Origin of the sequence: Pseudomonas sp. EL_65y_Pfl2_R96 (genome assembly GCF_963970905.1) — a bacterium.
Lineage (GTDB): Bacteria > Pseudomonadota > Gammaproteobacteria > Pseudomonadales > Pseudomonadaceae > Aquipseudomonas.
Window position 1 is genome coordinate 1 of record NZ_CAXAQH010000025.1, and the last position, 16,447, is coordinate 16,447.

Sequence of the window (16,447 nt, forward strand, 5' to 3'; positions counted from 1 at the left end):
GGCGAGCCATGGCCTGGCGAAAGGCAATGGCCTCGTCGATGGACTCATCGGTAAGGTAGCCCCCTGCGTCATCCATCATTTTCGACGAAACATCAATCGAAGCGATGATGCTGTACTGCGGTGACGTCGAGGTGTGCATCATGAAGGCTTCGTTGAACAGAGCCGGCTTGACCTCAACCTTGCCCGAGCGGACATGGATCATCGAAGCCTGTGAGAGCGCCGCCAGTAACTTGTGGGTAGAGTGGGTGACTGTGACGGTGGCATCGTCGGGGTGGCGTTCGCCACGGTGCATGCCATAGCGGCCCTCGTAAAGCGGATTGAAGCGCGCGTAGGCATACCAGGCTTCGTCGTAGTGGATGCGATCGACGCTCTGGCTCAGCTCGCGGGTGGTGGTTTGCACGTTGTAGCAAAGGCCATCGTAGGTCGAGTTGGTCAGCACCGCGAGCACCGGGGGCGTTTGTTTATCGCTCACCAGCGGGCTGTCTGCGATTTTCCTGGCAACTGCAGCCGGCGTCAGTTCTATAAGGGGGACCGGCCCGATCAGGCCCCGAGCATTGCGCCTTGGACGCAAATACAGCGGCACCGCCCCGGACATATTCAACGCATAGTTCAACGACTTGTGGCAGTTGCGATCGACCAGCACGGCATCGCCGTCGGTCACTGCTGAATGCAGGACGATCTCGTTACTCGCCGAACTGCCTCCGACCGAGAAAAAGGTGAAGTCGGCACCGAACACCCGGGCCGCGAACTTTTCCGCTTCATCTATGGGGCCTGAGTGGTCATTCAACGAGCCCAATTGGCCGACCGAAACACTGAGGTCGGAGCGAAGCATCTGCTCACCATAGAAGTCGAGGAACGTACGCCCGACAGCCGTTTTCATGAATGCCGTGCCGCCGGTATGGCCAGGGGTGTGCCAGGAATACTCGTGCGTATCGGCAAAGTTGACCAGCGCGCCGAAGAACGGCGGCAGGATGGTATCCAGGTAACGGCGGGCTGCCGCTTCTATGCGCCCGGCGATGAATTCGGCGCTGTCTTCAGGCTGCCAGATAAACCCGTCAATGCACTCGATAAATGCCAGCGGAACCCGGCTCTGATGGGCTTGGCTCATCCCCAGCATGATCGGCAGTTGAGCCGTTCGCCGGCGCATCAGCTGGATAAGTTGCAGGGCCTGATCAGGCGCGTTCTCACACAGGCCCCATCCAATGATCGCGCAGCAGTAAGTCGAATTTGCCTTGATGGCGATTTCGGCCTCATCAAGAGATCTCACCCATTCAACTGCCACTTCATTCTCGTGCAGCGCTGTGGCGATGGATTGGACACTGCGCACCAGAATGTTGTCGTCGGTTTCCAAGGCATCAGCCACGATCAACACGGGGTAGCGCTGCGCCAGGTCGGCGGGTAACCGTGTTTGCGAGCGACTCATGGGCGTCTCCTTTAGAAAGTGGCTGGCGATGCATCAGGTTTTGAGTACGTAGCCAAAGGCACTGGTGCGTCCGCCTTCCTGCTTCAGATAAACGCCTTGCAGTTCCGGTGTGAAGCCGGGCAAACGGTTGATGCCATCCTCAAGCGCCAGGAAATACTTCAATACCGCGCCACCCCACATTTCGCCGGGCACCACGCAAAGGACACCCGGCGGGTAGGGCAACGCGCCTTCGGCAGCAATGCGTCCATCGGCTTGTGCCAACGGCACCAACTCGACATTGCCGCGGATGTATTCGATCTGCGCCGCCTGAGGGTTCATCGCCTTTTTGGGAAAGTGCTCCTTTCGGAACATGTCTTTCTGCAGTTGCTGAACATTGTGGCTGCGGTAGAGGTCGTGCATCTCCTGGCAGAGCTGGCGGATCCTGTAGTCGCGATAACGTTCCTGGTACTGCTCGTAGATCGCCGGAAGCACCCTGCTCATGGGGGCATCATCATTGATGAAACGTTCGAAGCGCGTTAACTGCGCGGCGAGATGGCTCATTTTTGCCCAGTCTTCGGCGGGTGTAAGCAGAAACAGAATCGAGTTGAGATCGCATTTCTCAGGAACGATGCCGTTCTGCCGCAGGAAGCTCGCCAGGATGCCGGCATGGATACCAAAATCGGTGTAGCTGCCGTCGACGGGGTCAATGCCAGGTGTTGTAAACAGCAACTTGCAGGGGTCGATGAAATATTGTTTGTCGGCATACCCGGGGAAGGCGTGCCAGCGATCCTTCGGATGAAACTCGAAAAACCGAACGTCGTTGGCGATCTCATCGGTCGGGTAGTCCTGCCAGGGGCGACCATCGATGGTGCCCGGTACGAATGGGCGGATCATGGTGCAGGCTTCCATGATCAATTTGCGCGCATTGATGCCGAACTTGACGCAGTCTTCCCACAGGCGCAGGCCGCTGCGGCCAGCATGGATGCGCGCATTGACATCCAGTGACGCAAACAGCGGATAGAACGGGCTGGTGGAGGCCTGAGCCATGAAGGCATTGTTCACTCGGGCATGGTTGCAGTAGCGCGCCTGACCCTTTATGTGCCGGTCCTTTTTGTGGATCTGTGAGGCCTGGGAAAAGCCGGCTTGTTGCTTATGCACCGATTGAGTGACGAAGATACCGGGGTCGTTCTTGTCAAGATCGAGCAGTAGTGGCGAGCAGTCCTTCATCATCGGTATGAACTGTTCGTAACCGACCCAAGCCGAATCGAAGAGAATGTAGTCGCACAGCTGACCGATTCGATCGACCACCTGGCGGGCGTTGTAAATAGTGCCGTCATAGGTGCCGAGCTGGATAACCGCCAGACGAAACGGACGCGCCAGCGTGGCCTTGTCTGGAGCGACCTCGTTGATCAGCTCACGCAGGTAGTCTTCCTCGAAGCAGTGGGCGTCTATTCCACCGATGAAACCGTAGGGATTGCGCGCGGTTTCCAGATAAACCGGTGTGGCACCCGCCTGGATCAGGGCGCCTTGGTGAACGGACTTGTGGTTATTGCGATCGAACAGGACCAGATCGCCCGGCGTGAGCAAGGCGTTGCTGACGACCTTGTTGGAGGCCGAGGTACCGTTGAGCACAAAGTAGGTCTTGTTGGCGTTGAACACTTTGGCGGCATGTTTTTGTGCAAGCAGCGCAGGACCTTCGTGGATCAGCAGATCGCCGAGCTTGACGTCGGCGTTGCACAAGTCGGCGCGAAACAGTGTTTCGCCAAAGAAGTCGAAGAATTGTCGGCCGGCCGGATGCTTGCGAAAGAACTGGCCGCCCTGATGGCCTGGGCAGGCAAACGTCGCGTTGGCTACTTCGTAGTACTGCTTGAGCGCATTGAAGAATGGCGGGAGGAGGGTGTCTTCATAAGACTTCGCAGCGGTTTCGAGTTGGTGTCCATAGTGATCGAGGTTGTTTTGCGATAGATCGAAAACACCATTTACCTGCAGCAGCACGTCTTGCAGTTGCTTGTAGATGTCCAGGGCACGATTGCCGCCGTCCTGGGAGACGACCAGAAAAATCGGGATATCGAAACCGGTACGTTTAATGGTTTCCAGCGCGCCGGCCAGCACATCGTCTCGGGAAACCACAGCTACCGCCACGTCGGTAAAGTCGGTCTGGTCGAAGGGGACAATTTCTCGGCCCGTACGGAAGCAATCACGAACCGAGACGCTGGCGGCAATTTTCAAGTAACTCACAACATTCCCCCAAGCCGGTGCGAGGGCACCTGCATTTGAGCGCTGTCAATATGTGGGCTACTGCAAAAAGCCCTGATCTAAATAATTGGCAATATTGGGTATAGACTCATCTTGGCCAGTCGGGATTTTTTTCTTCACTGCCCGAGAAGCCTTGTGTATCAATCCTGAGAAAGCTGCTTTAGCGAGTGAGGTACATCGTGCTGATCGAGAGGCGGACTGGAGGAAATCGTCTCCGACCACAGAGGATGATGTGTAATCATTTCCAGAGAGTGCGGAGCATTAATTCGCGAGTTCAATCTCTCGACAAACGACTCAGCTCCATCAAGGCTGCGAAAGCTCGCCACCCACAGGCCCATGTGAACCCTCCAGCGATTCTGCGCAGGGTTTTGTTCAATATAAATCTTCATTTGACGCGTTCCAAAAATGCAGAGGTCAGTCGTCCTGACGTGTGCAGGCTCATCCCTTTGCTTTCTGTGTACGGTGTACGCTGGCGGTGAGCAATCCATGGCGTTGCATCGTTGCGTGTTTGCCAGCGTGTACTCGTTCAACCGGCAAATTATTGATCTATATCAACCATCCTGGGCTGTTTGCCCGCTGCCTAATACCGTATGTCGGACAGCAACTGTCCAGCTCGATACGTGCTCTGTATACGCAGCGACGGGGCGATCGAGACCACAATTTAGAAGCGCTCTAAAAGGGGGAAACGAGCTTACGGAGAGCGGAAGAGTTGAGTGTTATTGTTAATGATGGTTTGTATGATTTCTACCGAACCATTGATGGCGAATTGAACCCCCATGCAAACGAGTAAAAAACCCATCAAGCGTGATATGGGATCAATCCCTGACTCTCTGTTGCTTTCATAATTAAGTCTGAAGCGCGCAAACAGCACCAAAGAATTATAGAAGTTGAAAGAAAAATCAATGGTGGGGCTGTTAGCAATACCCAGGACGGAAAAGTCGTGCTGTGTTTAATGGTGGCAGAAGCACTTATGTAGTAGGTGAGTGTCATGATAATAAAGACATACACTGCAGTCAGGAGTGCCTGTTTGTTTTTTTGTTCTCGACTAAGCCCTTGGGAAAGGGACCCAAATATAAGTGCGATGATTGCAGCCCAGCCATTTTTCCATTCGGTACGGAGCTGCATGCATTTTTTCCATCAACGGTGGACGCAACGATGTTGTAGAGCGCCGAAGTAACTCAAGTCCTTTCCCCCCCCTAAAATCAAATGCCAGCAGATCATCATATTAACTTCGATTTCAAGATTAAAAAGCACGTTGAACATCCATGATTGCTTCAAGTGTTGGGAAGTAAAGTTGACTACATTGCAGCGCAAAGAAGTGATTCTGTATGGCTGTCAGCATAACTGAGCGCTTGCGAATGCGTCATCTCGAATTATAGAGATAAGAATACATTATTAGGCCGAAACAGTCATTTTTATAGCCGATCGCTATTGCGCAAGTTTGGCTAGGATCGAAATGGTCTCTCAACCTCAATTCATCGCGCGTAGAATGAAAGAAGCAATATTTTACCTATGCAGCAGGTGCAGTTCCATGAAGTCGACGAAGGCGGTGAAGGGACATTTGCGGAATCGCCTCATACGGACTCGGAAAAAAACTGCAGGACAAGCCAACATATGGTTGTTCTACAGCTTTAAGCTCAATCTTGACGTGCCGATAATTGGTGATCTTGAGATGCTGCATTGGGTCTCCGAGTTGGAGACACAGCCACAGGTGAGGCGCTTCACAATGGATTTCCAAGTCGAGATCTCACTTCAAGAGACAGGTGAGAGCTTCGAAGAAGTTACTGTAATTCGAGTTGAGAGTGTAGATGGGTCGATTGAATTCCAGCAAGTCGATTCCAAACAGTATGATTCTTGTGAGAAAGTCAGCGTACCTGTTCGATACAAAGTAGAGAATCGTATTGAGAAGAGTCGTCTGGTTATTGTTCCGGCCGCTCACCTACAGGCTTTTTCTAAGTTGTCACTTAGTTTCTGGCTAAAAGTCATTGCATTCGTATCTCAGGTGAGAGGTTACGACCTCAGCTATGAAATGGGACAGGTTGGCATCTCAATCAGCATTTGTCGTGGCGGTACCATTGGAAGCCTCTTAGAGTCAATGTCTATCGCAGATTCCGCGCTAGCAGTCGGCGCTATTTGTAGATGCGTTCTCCAAGGAAATATCATTGTCGATGGCCAGGAAAGTTTTGGACTTAACACTCAGTGGAAAACACCATGAAATCCAGAATTTCTAGGGCTGAGAAAATCAAGCTTATAACCGCGTCGATGCCATGGGAAGAAGTACGTGAGGATCTCTTGGACGCTGAAGATGCGGCGACGTTCAAGCATAGAAAACAAGCGATCACTCGATATTTGACAGGAGAACCGCTGGAGCAAATTAATGTTGCAACAGGGGTGGGAGGTAATTTCCTTAGAAAGATTATTAACCGATGTTTGACTATAGCGCCGGATGGGCTGCCTTATGGTTATCGAGCATTAATAAAAAATCGCTCCATAAAAGTCTATGTACGGAATAAGAAAGAGTGCCTTTCGTCTGGTTCGAAAAATTCTGGTATGGCCGGAATACTAGGTCAAACGTTTCAACGCTATGCAGAACTGCAAGAAACTTTGGATACTTATATTTTAAAAGTAAAGGTAGTAACCAAGGATAAGAACGTCGAGGTACAAGGCAAGGATAAAAAAAAAGAAATTGAATTAGAAAAATTTTGCAATCGACCTAAGGACGTCCATAAAAAATTCATAGAATTGCTGGAAAGCTACCACCATCCAGAAACAGAATGGCCATTCAATACCAATTTGTTAGGAGTCAGGAGTATCACAACTTATGCAAAAGAATTACAAAATGCGAATAGTGAGAAAATTGTTCGTATGAGCGGGGACGCTGCGAAGATAGCGCATTTGTCTGTCGGAACGGGTAAGGTTCCACTAGTTGGGTTTAAAGACTTCAATGATTGCTGGATGATTGATAGCCATACCTATGACCACATTTGCACAATAGAAATATTAAATGATCAAGGGGCACCATCGTTTGTACCTGTGACACGATTACACGTGCTTCTTATTCTTGAGCCACTATCGCGGGCTTGTGTATGGTATCGGGTGGTCTATGGTGGGGATGTTACAGCGAATGATATTTCGGCATTGGTGCGACAAGCTTTATCGAAGGTGCTACCAAAGCCTGTAGAAATTATTCCAAACCTAGCGCCGAATCCCGGCGCGGGATTTGTAGCTGAAATGTTTCCTGAACTCGCTCAATCGCCTCCTTCGTTTATTAGCTTGGATAACGCTTGGGCGCATTTAGGGGACAAAGTTTGTATCGATTTGAGGAAAGAGACTGGCTGCGCATTTGATTATGGAGCACCAAAGAGGTTCGAAAGGCGAGCGCTGATAGAAAGTCGTTTCGGGGTATTCGAGTCAGTACTTTCTCACCGTATGAGAAGTACTGTTGGGTCTGGCCCTGGTAAAGGTCGCGCCAAAGACGCCATCGAAGCATCGATAAAATTCCGCATAACTAGCGACGTTTTGGAACATTTAACATACGTGACTTTCGCAAATTTTAATGTCCAGTCATCCGAGGGCTTAAGATTTTCTAATCCCAAGCAAGTTATTGAACATTATCTTTCCAAAAGAGATAGCCATTTTCTTGCCCGTGTCCTTCCTGCGGACAAGCTCGCGTTACTCGGAACTGCTCTTGTCCGAGAGAAAGTTTTTATCAGAGCTAGCCCGAGGCCCTTTATCAATTTTGAAAGAGTGAGGTATAGATTCACCAACCCTGATCGAGTTGCCCAACTTATTGGACAACAAATTATCATCGAGGTGAACGAATCCGATATAAGAGGGTTTAATGCTTTTTTACTAAATGGTGAGCCGTTGGGATGGATGACCGCTGAGAGCTACTGGGGGGAGCAGATCCACTCTAGGAAAACCCGTATAAGCATCAATAGACTAAAGCATAGAAGAGTCCAAGAGTTTGTCAATGGCGGTAATCTGATCAAGATCTACACTAATTTTTTAATATCTGAAGCAAATCGGAAATCCGCGGCGGAACTTGATCGCCTTAGGCATGAAGTTTCTAGAGCCACCGGAGAACCCGTAGAGAATCCTGTTAAAAAATATGCGGACTCAAGTGCACCACTAGAACAGCATGCAGTGGCACCTACAGCAGCTTCGCCGGCTAGTGGTTGGGTTGTGTCACCAGTAGATATTGATATTCATGTCTTGCTCAAGAAAATCAGGTGATGCTTGATTATGAACGAATTCGACCCCTGTGATCACGAAGCCCGTCAGCCCTTAATACGACATCATCCTTTGGTAACGAATGAGTTTACGACCTATACGCCTAGTATTCCAAAGGTTATTGGCATCGTCCTTGATGCTGTGATGCTCCACAAAAAGAGCATGTGTTTCAACGCGTTACCACAGATGGGTAAAACGAAAATTCTTCATAGTTGCGTTGCTGCGCTAGAGGGGCACCAAGATTATCAAGATCGCTTAATCATAAAAATATCAGTTGATCCATTTAAGCATGAAAATGTCATACGAAACGTGTTTCGAACCTTTGGGCTAGAAATGCCAAAGATATTTAACTTGGATCTAGCGCGTGAGGATGTGATAGCAACTATTAATGGTCGATTGAAATTAATTGAAGGAAGGCACGTCGTTTTTTTTATCGACGAAATGCAAGCTCTGAAAAATGATGATTTTGAGTGCTTGCGGTTTCTACAGAACGAATTAGCCGTAAGAAACATTAGCATGACAGTCATTGGGTTTGCGCAAACTGATATCGAAGTGTGCTTGAACAATCTGCGTAAATCGGGGCGCCCCGAGCTAATCATTAGATTTCTTAATGAGGTTGTGGCTGTGCCTTTTTGCGATAGTGAGGAATGGATTAGATTGACAATCGCTCCATATGATGACGTATTAACTTACCCTATTGGAAGCCAGTGCACCTATACTCGTTTTTTTCTTCCAATGGCCTACGAAGCTGGGTTTAGGTTGGCAAATCACGCTCATGAAATATTTGTTGCTTTGGACGAAGAAAGGGTCTCTAGCAGTTTGCCGTGCATTCCCACAGTTTGTGCATTTGAAGTGTTCCGACTCATCCTATATCGGGCGCATGAGCGTGACAGCCCATTTTTTACCCTTGACGCAAAAAGTTTAGCGAAAGCTATAAAGGAGTGTCAGATTGCCGGCTATGCCGCGAACTTGAAAAAAGCGAGTGCTGGTCATGCTAATATCGCAGAGTAAGACTCTCATTCATCCAGGGGTTCAGCTTCCATATGCATCCTCTTGGCTTATTTTTATCAATCTTCTCAAGTGGAATAGGTTTAAAGGCTGCAGGCGCATGAAGGAATTTTTGAATCCTTGTGCAAATCAGAGTTATAAGAGAGTTTTCTGGGAGTCTGGAGATGACGTTAGTATAAAAGAATTAGAGCTAGCTATGAGTCTTGCTTCAGGATCACTCAAATACTCATTTGTAGATGGATGGTTTCCAAGCGAATATCATTCAAAATATCTAACCTCTTGGCACAGAATGCGAATTCGCCATTGTCCTGAATGCATTGGGAAGGGATATCATTCAGTGGTTTTCTATTTTGCACGGATTACTCACTGTCCCTGGCATGGCCTTGCACTTGAATTTTGCGACAAATGCACGCGCTCTCTTGATATTGATTTCCCAGTTAGACAGGGAATTTACAAATTTGCAAATCAATGCGCGCATTTGAGCGTTTTGCTTGACCTTGTACCGTCAAACCCAATGACACCTAATTTTCTCAATGAGGTTGAAATTTGGGTTGCAAGATTTATTGAATGGGTTCAAAGCAGTATCGGATTGCTTGGTCAGTCAGCATATGAGGTGATTGCTACAACTGTCAACAATGACTTCATGGATGTATCAATTGCGATTGATTATTTGGTTCAGCGCATAGGCCCACCTGGTTTTAACCATGAACGGAGACGAGAGGCTACGATTTTATTGTTGCCACGATCTAAAAAGCATCTCTTGAGCTTCGATCATAGCATGCAGCGTTCGAAACCCGAGAAGCTCCAGCCTGAAATCGGAGATAGCGAAATGAGGGGCTGTCTGAAATCGCTCCGTAGGTATATTTATCGCCGGTTTGTGCGCCTTCATATAAAATGCTTTAAGAGGATGAGAAAGCTGAGTCAGCCTCAATGGTATAGGCTGAACGCCAATACAATATGCCCATGTATAATGTCTTATTTATTGGTTGTATCAAAGTATTGGCATGCTGCTCCATTTGATTTTTTTCATAATAATGAACATTTGGATGTGGGAGGGTTCTGGAAGATGAAGTACGAAGATCGCACGCGTGTTCGTAGCGAATTCCAATATGAAGTTATCTGCATCCTAAGTGATTTTTATAGGCATTGGGACAGTCTAAGAAATTATCGCGTTACTGATGCTCACTGCATGCCTTGTCTAGATAGATTTTCAGGAAGGGTTTGGGTTTATAATTCAGGTGTTTATCAAACTGGTTCGAGAATGAGCACTAGCGAGTTTTGGGATAGCCATCTCTTTATGGAAGATCCGTCCTTGCTTATACATAGAAGTCAAAGTCTTTGTCGGCAGTCTCTGGCCTCTTCGCTTACTGTCAATATGAATGACACTAAAGCCAAATCTCTTGTTAGAGTCGAAAATGTACTTTGTGTTCTATATAATCTCGATTCTAAACAAATCAAGACAGCCAACATAGAGATCTAGTGAACTTTCGCCTGTTTCGTGGTTATTTAGTTCTCGCCGTCATTGGTCGCTTTTCAGCGTACCCCATTGCCGACGCTAACCCCAAGTTAGTGGCAGCCTGATGGAGTGTTAATCCCTCCGCCTTAAGCGCTGCTACGACTTTCACAATGTCAGCGCTCAGCGGTCTACCAGGAGACCTCATGACCAAGAAGTCGCGGGCCTCAAATTGCTCCCGCGTCAGGCCCATACATCCGGCGGTGTCAGAGTGGGACAGCTTTTCTGATGAATCGCACGTCCGGGTAGTCTCGAGTTCAGCAATTTTCCGAAGGCGAGCGGCGTCCAAAAGGTCGATATACCGGTCATCACGGATGATACGGACTGCTCGCAGCACTCCTGCGAAAGCAGATCTACGAACCCTAACTTGGCCAAAAGTTAGAATTAGTCACAGTTGAGGTTTACGAATAAACGCCGAATCAGTGCATTACTTGTAATTGTTGAATTAATGTGGAGCCGCGTGTTGAGGTAGGGAAGGCCGTCAGAACGAAGTCACCGAGAAGACGTCGCTTGAAATTGTCCCCACCGTTCATTCCCAGATTTGCCAAGGACGACGATGGATTGAGTGGAGAGACTCACCACATTTCTCTCGTCTAGCTGACGCACGCATGAGCTCTTTGATACACACCGGACTTTTAGCATCTTCCTTCTCCCCAGAGACAGTTCGCTATTTTTGTCCGCTACAGGTTTCAACACATCTAGCCAGCGATGACTCGAGTCCAGATGAGTTGATGGCAACAATCAAACCCAGAATCTCTGGACAGAAGACTTTGAAATACCAAGTGCTTCGGCGACTTCCTTTCTTGATTTACCTTCCTCTTTGAGACGCTTAACGGCGAGCCTCTTGCTGTCAGCGATTTCACGAGCCTTAGCTTTTGATACGAGGCTGGAGCTTCGCTGCTCCTCTCGTATTACCTCATCTAGGCCGATCGAAAGGAGATCGCGAAGCTCCTCCGTCAGCTTGCCTATGACCCCCAGAGAGTCCTGTCCACTCTCGATGGACTCGCACAACACCATAAGCGCCAGGGGAGTGATCTCAAGGCTCTTTGAAAGCTCCCGCAGCTTGCCTAGCGATATATTTTTCGGCGTACCTGCCTCTAGAGCGAACGCGTAGCTCCTACTAGAGGGGAGTCGTTCCTGAGTGAGCTCTCTAGTTTTTCGTAGCGCGCGAAGCACCACCGCGAGACTCTGAGTCAGCATGACGACTTGTCCTCAAAGCGGAGGATAAGGCCAGCAAATTATTGACCCAGCCACTCTGTACATAGAGCCTGAGGGTCTGGTATCGTGATCGTCTTCTTGTCTTAATCATACTTTCAAGAAGGATGCAACAAAAAACATTTGGCATAAATTGACACCTGGCGAATGGACGCAAAAAGCCGGCAAGGACTCATTCCTTTTTGTCCGAAAGCCACATTCCCAGGCTCGTTGAATGCAGAAGAAGCGCCGCAGAGCGTGTTATGTCGGGTGGTGTCACTCACGCTTTAAGAGCTCTCAAACCAAAATATTGATGTTACGGATATAACCATCATGTTTATTTCAGATGAAACTTGTCTTGTTGGCCTACCGGGATTTCCCGGGCTTGGCCGCATGGCTTGGCGGATGGTCGAGCGAGACTCGGAAGATTTTTGGTATCACGTTCGCTTTCGCGTTTGTGAAGGAGCAGAGGTTCGGTTCAAAAAAATGATGCCAACAGACCCCTCTATGTTGGCCCACCTAATCTCTCAGCGGAGCCGAGAGCACACGATTGAGGCGGTTCAGGTTGTTACTTCCGCTTGCATTAACGGGAGCTCGTTAGAACGGATGGAAAAGCTGATCAGTGTGATCGTCGGCTATGACAGAAAAGGTGAGTGCGTACTGCTTCATAAAGTCGATAGCGGAGCAATTTACAGCAGCTCGCCCGGCGAGATCGACGCAGGCTTGCTCAGAAACATCCGAACGATCTACGACGCGATGACTGCCGCTGGGAAGCATTTCCATTGCACCAACTGTCAGACCCCGAATCGCTCTGCCACTACAAGGGCAGCAGGTTAATCCATGAAGCTACAAATCTATTCAGATCTGCACCTCGGTTTCGCTCGGTTCGATCCCGCCCCAAGCAACGCGGACGTAGTCATTCTCGCTGGTGACATTGATATCAAATGGCGCGGCGTGGTTTGGGCGAACGACACATTCCAGTGCCCGGTGATCTACGTTTGCGGAAACCATGAGTACTACGGCGGCCACATTGATCACACGCTGCGGAAAATGAAAGAAGCGGCAGCGCCACATGTCCACGTACTCGAAAACGAAGTCTTGTTCATCAACCAAACTAGGTTTTTGGTCACGACAGCGTGGACAGACTACTCGTCGACCGGAGATGTCGTTGCTGCGAAACGCATTGCTTGGGACTGGATGAACGATTTCACCGTGATCAGAACCGATGAAAATTTCCGACGTGTGCGTCCTGATGACTTGATCGCTAGATCACAGGCGGCGTACGCCTGGCTAACTGGCGAATTGGACAAGCCCTTCGCGGGTAAAACTGTTGTCGTCACGCACCATGCCCCCGCTTTGGAACACGTGAGTGAGGATTTTCCAGCACACCTCATTGCTGCGTACGCAAACAATTGGCCTGAGCTTCTAGAGAAGGCCGATCTTTGGGTGTACGGGCATACCCACATCGCTGCAGATTTCGTTAAACGAGGATGCCGAGTTGTTTCAAATCCTCGCGGATACCCGACTGAAGAGACCGGTTTCGATCAGGATTTTTTGCTCGAGCTTTGATGAGCGGTGATTCAGCGATAAACCTCTGCAATCTAATTCCTCCCTACGTTCTAGCCCTGGGATGAACCCCATTTGCAATCTAAACCTAAATCGATCGAGAAGTTTATATGGTTACGTTAGAAGAGGTTTCCCAACTCCTTTACGGTGCAGGGAAGGAAGTGCCTGGCTGGCAGGGCACCCAGGACGAGCTGATTGCATTGGCCGAAAACGTGTTCCCTGGCAAAGCCTTCTGTGTTGTGAAGCAGTGGATCCTGATCGACCTCACTGTGACACCTGCTGAGAAGGAAAAACTCACCGGGCTTGGTCTACTTCCCGCGACGCTTTTCGCCCACGAAATTGTCCTCGACAGCCAAAGCCGCTTCCAGCCTTCGATGTGGGTGCGCAGTAATTTCGGCGTCTCTTCCAGCCCTTACATGTTTGAAACCAATAAAACTGTCTATCTCCTGCTTGGGCCCGGTCTGAGAAAAGAGGCTAGCATTGGTGCTGCTTTTTCGATGAAGGCCGGTTAAGCAATGACCGCCGCGGATACATATTGAGTCATTTTTTGGAGCTTTGGCCGGATGCCAGAAATCATCGAAATCGAATTTCATAGTAAGTATCTCAGCGACTTCCAACTGAGTCGCCTTGTACAAGCGAGTCTTCGAAAATACACAGTAGACATTACGGCCTTTATCAGCGATACGGTGATCATCGACGATCGCTGCATTGGCGTGTTCTTCGATCACCTACAACAAGACGACGCGTACCGAACAGCCAATGGCGGAATCATTCGGACAGAAAAAATTCAGAGGGCTTGGAAAGAAGGGCGTTTTTGGCTTCTAGAGACGCGAGAAGGAAATTACCTCATCGGTAGCTTCAAACGTGGGGGTGGGCGACGTAGTTTTCTTGAGTTGCTCCGTTCCGGTGAGCGTCTCGAATCTGAGGATTGAATGTTCTGGGGGATTGGAACTGCATGGCAGCTGATGAACGTTGGACAGTTGCTCGGGCAACGAGAATTTTCGATGAGTTGCTCGAGAAGGTAATCATGACGCGTAAACCGGTTTTTATCGATCGTCAGCGCAAGAGCGTTGTGCTGATCTCGATCGAAGAGTGGAGCGCCATCCAGGACGAGCTCCGCCCCGCGTCCCGTCAGACCTCTGAAAAATCACTTGGGAAGCCTCCTACGTTTTAATCATCAGCGCTCCCATTTAGCCGTGCGGAGCGCTTCAAACTGCCTCTATCCTTTAATGCTCATTTTGTCGTCGACGTATTCACAGCTCGCCTTACCTCAGTAACCGTACTCGTTCAGTAGTTTTTGCAAAAACTCGCGCCGCCGTTGGACGATCCTCATAATGAGATAATCGCGATCTGTGTCTCTAGTCGACAGGTGCCCCGCGTCCACCAGGCCATCGATGTAGCCTTCGGCTTTGCCCCTGGCTTCGAGCAACGCCTCTCTGGATGTGCTTTTGTAAATGTCTCCAGCGATGAGCTCCCACCGCTTTTTCTGACGTTGCCCAATGGGGTCATCGGAAAATTTCGGAGCGTTGATCAGATTGTTAAAATCGGCATGTGCGTTTGGTGTGTTCAAAGCGGATTCTCGGAACGGTGATAACTGAGCTGAGGCTATCATGCGCACACTAAATCGCTTGTTGTTGGCTAGTTTTTGTAGGCGCTGGCGCGAAGGGACGACTTCAATGATGGTGCACGCTATCGGTGGCACCTTCGGACATTGCGGAGCGTACAGGCAGTGCTATTCAGTGAGTACGTTCCTAGCCCGGAGTTCGATATGGGATACCTCAGCCTAGAGGACATTTACCCCGATGACGTAGAAAAATATGGGCATATGCGGGTGGGAATGACCGACCTATACGTTAAAGACAATCACGCCACTTATGGTGTGGTTACGCGTGGCGAATACCGCGAGCTGACCAACAAGTTGCTGCGTGATGAAACGGTGCAAATGATCATCAGCGCTGAGCTCGCTGCTTTGCCCAAGGACTACGATCCGTGGATTAGGCGGATCGTACGCAATCGCGCCTTGCGCGCTAGGTATGGGGCCAAATTCGATCCCTGGGGGGACGACTGAATGCCCCTATGTCCAATTACAAATGCCGCGCCTCATCTTACTCAGCCGGCTTTGTAGTTACGTTCCCCGAAAATCCATCGGTACTGGCAAATAATGGACGGACACGGGCTCCAATGACAGGCCAAAATCGTTGAAAAGGAAAGGGGGTTGAAGATATTCCTTGATTGCGAATTTACCCGGCTCAATCCGGACTCGAAGCTGATATCCCTAGCTCTGGTATCAGAATCGGGCCAAGAGTTCTACGTTGAGCTGACCGACACCTATTTGGTCGAAGACTGTAGTGATTTCGCTATTCAGAACGTTCTACCACAGCTTGATCCTCTGCGATGTGGTCAGTCGCTTAGCGAAGCCCAAGCCTCTCTTCGCAGATTTCTAGGGAGCTTTGTCGAGCAGCTTGAGGTGTGTTCAGATGCGCCACATTGGGATTGGAGATTTTTCTGTGATCTCGTCTGTGCAGATCATCAACCTTGGCCAGCCCAGGTTATGAATGAACCAACCGACCTCACTATCCTTTTGAATAAGATCGATGCTGAATCTCTTGAACAGGTAGAGCTGCCTGATCTGCCGCACCATGCGTTGCTAGATGCGCGAATGCTTGCAGAGCTCTTCAAGATTTTAGCCTCCCGGCTTGTGCTGTCACTATAGAGGCGCATTACGACGTAGGCCGATCAGCTTTGGACGGTGTACTGCTGGTGACTCGGCCATCGTTGGGGAAGCGGAAAAACTGGATTATTCCAAATTATGGCTCAGCAATAATTATTGCTGAGCCATAATTTTTCTCATCAGAAAGGAATTGGAGCAACACGCCATCATCAAAGCAGACGGAACCTCCTGCAATTGCCGCAAAGTCGAACTGAAGATAAGGTTGGGCCATGAATGATCCTCTCATCCCTCTCATCTCGCCTGCGAACCGCGTTGAAAGCGAGAACTCGCCGGCGTTTATTGAACCGATGGGAGCTCATCTCTCGGTATCGAAAACTCTCGAGCTTCTGGCGGCGGATATGGACGCGCATCCGGAGCGAGTACTGCATGTGGAGATGAATCTGGTCGCGCGCATCTTTGCGTTAGTCGGTCAGGTAGATTTTGACCTCAATTCGCCGCTCTTGGCGGAGGATGAATAGATCAGGGCTGCGAATCTCGACTCACATACACGGGGCTCCCTGACTCTAAATTCAAATTGTGGTTTTTGGTGTATTGTTAGGTGACT

General features: G+C 49.5%; 19 protein-coding genes. 12 read left to right on the plus strand and 7 right to left on the minus strand.

The window, feature by feature from the left end; genetic code table 11:
- The 4 genes from AACY49_RS21910 to AACY49_RS21920 all read right to left on the minus strand — a co-directional run.
- Window positions 1–1,423: Orn/Lys/Arg decarboxylase N-terminal domain-containing protein (locus AACY49_RS21910; protein ID WP_339526357.1), on the minus strand; the 1,423-nt coding region annotated here is incomplete at its 3' end.
- A gap of 33 nt (window positions 1,424–1,456) precedes the next feature.
- Entirely contained in the window at window positions 1,457–3,640 is a 2,184-nt protein-coding gene (speF, locus tag AACY49_RS21915; RefSeq protein WP_339526359.1) for an ornithine decarboxylase SpeF, read from the minus strand.
- 709 nt (window positions 3,641–4,349) lie between these two features.
- On the minus strand, window positions 4,350–4,457 hold the full coding sequence (locus AACY49_RS31935) for a hypothetical protein (protein WP_445262658.1): 108 nt from the start codon (window positions 4,455–4,457) through the stop codon (window positions 4,350–4,352).
- Window positions 4,457–4,783, minus strand: a complete 327-nt coding sequence (locus tag AACY49_RS21920; RefSeq protein WP_339526361.1) for a hypothetical protein — start codon at window positions 4,781–4,783, stop codon at window positions 4,457–4,459. Before AACY49_RS21920 ends, AACY49_RS31935 begins: the two co-directional genes overlap by 1 nt.
- Before the next feature lie 406 nt (window positions 4,784–5,189).
- Between AACY49_RS21920 and AACY49_RS21925 the strand changes: the two genes are divergently transcribed.
- From AACY49_RS21925 to AACY49_RS21940, 4 genes are all read left to right on the plus strand, one after another.
- Window positions 5,190–5,873, plus strand: a complete 684-nt coding sequence (locus AACY49_RS21925) for a hypothetical protein (protein ID WP_339526363.1) — start codon at window positions 5,190–5,192, stop codon at window positions 5,871–5,873.
- On the plus strand, window positions 5,870–7,894 hold the full coding sequence (locus tag AACY49_RS21930; RefSeq protein WP_339526365.1) for a hypothetical protein: 2,025 nt from the start codon (window positions 5,870–5,872) through the stop codon (window positions 7,892–7,894). Before AACY49_RS21925 ends, AACY49_RS21930 begins: the two co-directional genes overlap by 4 nt.
- A gap of 9 nt (window positions 7,895–7,903) precedes the next feature.
- Window positions 7,904–8,902: an ATP-binding protein gene (locus AACY49_RS21935; RefSeq protein ID WP_339526367.1), complete on the plus strand. Its 999-nt coding sequence runs from the start codon at window positions 7,904–7,906 to the stop codon at window positions 8,900–8,902.
- Window positions 8,903–8,999: 97 nt separating this feature from the next.
- Window positions 9,000–10,379: a hypothetical protein gene (locus AACY49_RS21940; RefSeq protein WP_339526369.1), complete on the plus strand. Its 1,380-nt coding sequence runs from the start codon at window positions 9,000–9,002 to the stop codon at window positions 10,377–10,379.
- Window positions 10,380–11,153: 774 nt separating this feature from the next.
- Here the strand turns inward: AACY49_RS21940 and AACY49_RS21945 are convergent.
- The gene (locus tag AACY49_RS21945; protein WP_339526371.1) at window positions 11,154–11,612 is read right to left on the minus strand and encodes a helix-turn-helix domain-containing protein; all 459 of its coding nucleotides are present in this window, start codon (window positions 11,610–11,612) and stop codon (window positions 11,154–11,156) included.
- A gap of 327 nt (window positions 11,613–11,939) precedes the next feature.
- On the opposite strand from AACY49_RS21945, the gene AACY49_RS21950 reads away from it, so the two are divergent.
- The 5 genes from AACY49_RS21950 (at window position 11,940) to AACY49_RS21970 (ending at window position 14,346) form a co-directional block, all read left to right on the plus strand.
- Window positions 11,940–12,443, plus strand: a complete 504-nt coding sequence (locus tag AACY49_RS21950) for a hypothetical protein (protein WP_339526372.1) — start codon at window positions 11,940–11,942, stop codon at window positions 12,441–12,443.
- A gap of 3 nt (window positions 12,444–12,446) precedes the next feature.
- A complete protein-coding gene (locus tag AACY49_RS21955; protein ID WP_339526373.1) occupies window positions 12,447–13,175 on the plus strand; it encodes a metallophosphoesterase in 729 nt (242 codons plus the stop codon).
- A gap of 107 nt (window positions 13,176–13,282) precedes the next feature.
- On the plus strand, window positions 13,283–13,684 hold the full coding sequence (locus AACY49_RS21960; protein WP_339526374.1) for a DUF6957 family protein: 402 nt from the start codon (window positions 13,283–13,285) through the stop codon (window positions 13,682–13,684).
- 51 nt (window positions 13,685–13,735) lie between these two features.
- The gene (locus AACY49_RS21965; RefSeq protein ID WP_339526375.1) at window positions 13,736–14,104 is read left to right on the plus strand and encodes a hypothetical protein; all 369 of its coding nucleotides are present in this window, start codon (window positions 13,736–13,738) and stop codon (window positions 14,102–14,104) included.
- A gap of 23 nt (window positions 14,105–14,127) precedes the next feature.
- Complete coding sequence (locus tag AACY49_RS21970) at window positions 14,128–14,346, plus strand: hypothetical protein (RefSeq protein ID WP_339526377.1); 219 nt, start codon at window positions 14,128–14,130, stop codon at window positions 14,344–14,346.
- 96 nt (window positions 14,347–14,442) lie between these two features.
- On the opposite strand, the gene AACY49_RS21975 is transcribed toward AACY49_RS21970, so the two are convergent.
- On the minus strand, window positions 14,443–14,742 hold the full coding sequence (locus AACY49_RS21975; protein ID WP_339526379.1) for a hypothetical protein: 300 nt from the start codon (window positions 14,740–14,742) through the stop codon (window positions 14,443–14,445).
- A gap of 198 nt (window positions 14,743–14,940) precedes the next feature.
- Here AACY49_RS21975 and AACY49_RS21980 point away from each other — a divergent pair, with 198 nt between their 5' ends.
- Both AACY49_RS21980 and AACY49_RS21985 read left to right on the plus strand, forming a co-directional pair.
- Window positions 14,941–15,240, plus strand: a complete 300-nt coding sequence (locus AACY49_RS21980) for a hypothetical protein (RefSeq protein WP_339526381.1) — start codon at window positions 14,941–14,943, stop codon at window positions 15,238–15,240.
- Window positions 15,241–15,387: 147 nt separating this feature from the next.
- The gene (locus tag AACY49_RS21985; RefSeq protein ID WP_339526383.1) at window positions 15,388–15,885 is read left to right on the plus strand and encodes a hypothetical protein; all 498 of its coding nucleotides are present in this window, start codon (window positions 15,388–15,390) and stop codon (window positions 15,883–15,885) included.
- Window positions 15,886–15,979: 94 nt separating this feature from the next.
- Here AACY49_RS21985 and AACY49_RS21990 read toward each other — a convergent pair whose 3' ends face one another.
- On the minus strand, window positions 15,980–16,114 hold the full coding sequence (locus tag AACY49_RS21990) for a hypothetical protein (RefSeq protein WP_339526384.1): 135 nt from the start codon (window positions 16,112–16,114) through the stop codon (window positions 15,980–15,982).
- On the opposite strand from AACY49_RS21990, the gene AACY49_RS21995 reads away from it, so the two are divergent.
- Window positions 16,113–16,361, plus strand: coding sequence for a type II toxin-antitoxin system PrlF family antitoxin (locus AACY49_RS21995; protein WP_339526385.1), 249 nt, complete (start codon window positions 16,113–16,115; stop codon window positions 16,359–16,361). The genes AACY49_RS21990 and AACY49_RS21995 overlap by 2 nt on opposite strands.
- Window positions 16,362–16,447: the final 86 nt, after the last annotated feature.